Raw genomic sequence first — 1,698 nt, forward strand, 5'->3', positions numbered from 1 at the left:
GTGTGTTTCGGCATGGAAGATTGGGTCTGACTCACTTTTGATGGAGTTTGGGATTTGGCTGGCGTTGATTTTCGGATTGGAATCAACGCCATGCAGCCCTCTCTCCGACCTTCGACCCTGGTGCCGCTCGGATTCGTGGTGGACGATGTCAGCAGCGACGGCGCTGGCACGCTGATTACGGTTCGCGCGATTGGCAACGCGAGTTCGTGCCCGGGATGCGGGAGAACCTCGGAGCGGATACACAGTCGCTATCATCGGCATCTGGCGGATCTGCCGATGGCGGGCAAACCGGTTCGGCTGGTTGTCCGGGCGCGGCGTTTCCACTGCGACACGGTGCTCTGCGGCCGGCGCATCTTTGCGGAGCGCTTCGACGCCAAGGTTTTGGCGCCGTGGGCACGACGGACGGCCAGGCTCGACCACATCGTCCACCACCTGGGGCTGGCGCTCGGCGGACGGCCCGCGGCGAGCTTTGCCCGCAGGCTGATGCTGCCGGTCAGCAACGACACCCTGCTGCGAGTGGTGCGGCGACGCGGCCACCGGCCTTTCGTCCCGCCAACGGTCGTTGGGATCGACGACTGGGCGTGGCGGCGCAACCAACGCTATGGCACGATCATCTGTGACCTTGAGCGCCGCAGGACCATCGCTCTGTTGCCCGACCGGGAGCCCGCGACAGCGCAGGCGTGGCTGACCTGCCAGCCCCAAATCACCACCGTCGCTCGTGATCGCGGCGGCGGATATGCCACGGCGGCGGCCAAGGCGCTGCCGACGGCCACGCAGGTGGCTGACCGCTGGCACCTGATGGAGAACGCCAGCCGTGCCTTTCTCGACGCGGTGCGCAAATCCATGCGTCAGGTCCGGGCCGCGATCGGCGCCGCGACCATTGACCCTGATCTGCTTACGGCCGCCGAGCGGCTGCAATATGAGGGATATCTTCGTCGGGAAGACGCAAACGGGACCATCCTCCGCTTGGCGAAGGACGGGATCGCGATCAAGGAGATCGTGCGCCGCACCGGGCATAGCCGTGGCCTTGTCCGCAGGATCCTGCGCGGCGAGCGCACGGACGTGTTCCGCTCCCGGGAAAGTTCGCTGGAACTGTACCTGCCGTGGCTCGAGGACAGGTGGGCAGCCGGCGAACGCAACGGCGCGGAGCTGTGGCGGCGCCTCAAGCGCCAGGGCTTCCGCGGTTGCCTTCGGGTCGTCACCGAGTGGGTGGCACGCCGTCGGCGCGCCGAACGGATGGACAGTGATGCACTCACTCGAACCCCTTCGGCGCGCACCATCGCGCGCCTCATGACCATTGGCCGGGACCGCGTATCCAAATCCGAGAGCGTCACGATCGCTGCGATCGAAGCCGGCGTGCCGCTCCTCGTCGAGGCGCGAGAGATCATCGCCGCGTTCCAGGCCATGATCCGCAAGAAGATTGTCGCAGAGCTCGAGCCATGGCTCGAGCGGGCCAGATCCAGCCTGGTCGTGTCATTCGCCAATGGCGTCGTCAAAGATCGGGCCGCCGTGGTTGCAGCCATCACCTCGCACTGGTCCAACGGCCAAACCGAGGGGCAGATCACCAAGCTCAAACTCGTCAAGCGCCAGATGTACGGCAGAGGAAAGCTCGATCTCCTTCAGGCCCGTCTCGTCGGTGCGCCTTAGATCTTCTTCACCAAAACTGCGTCAGACCCAGGTTTCCGTGCCGATTGACAC

At 65.4% G+C, this 1,698-nt stretch carries 1 protein-coding gene; it reads left to right on the forward strand.

Translation table 11 applies throughout. From position 1 onward, the window contains the following. The first annotated feature begins 90 nt into the window (after nucleotides 1-90). Nucleotides 91-1,647, forward strand: coding sequence for an ISL3 family transposase (locus FBQ73_RS17740; protein ID WP_138400835.1), 1,557 nt, complete (start codon nucleotides 91-93; stop codon nucleotides 1,645-1,647). Nucleotides 1,648-1,698: the final 51 nt, after the last annotated feature.

Origin of the sequence: Xanthobacter autotrophicus (genome assembly GCF_005871085.1) — a bacterium.
GTDB classification, from domain to species: domain Bacteria; phylum Pseudomonadota; class Alphaproteobacteria; order Rhizobiales; family Xanthobacteraceae; genus Xanthobacter; species Xanthobacter autotrophicus.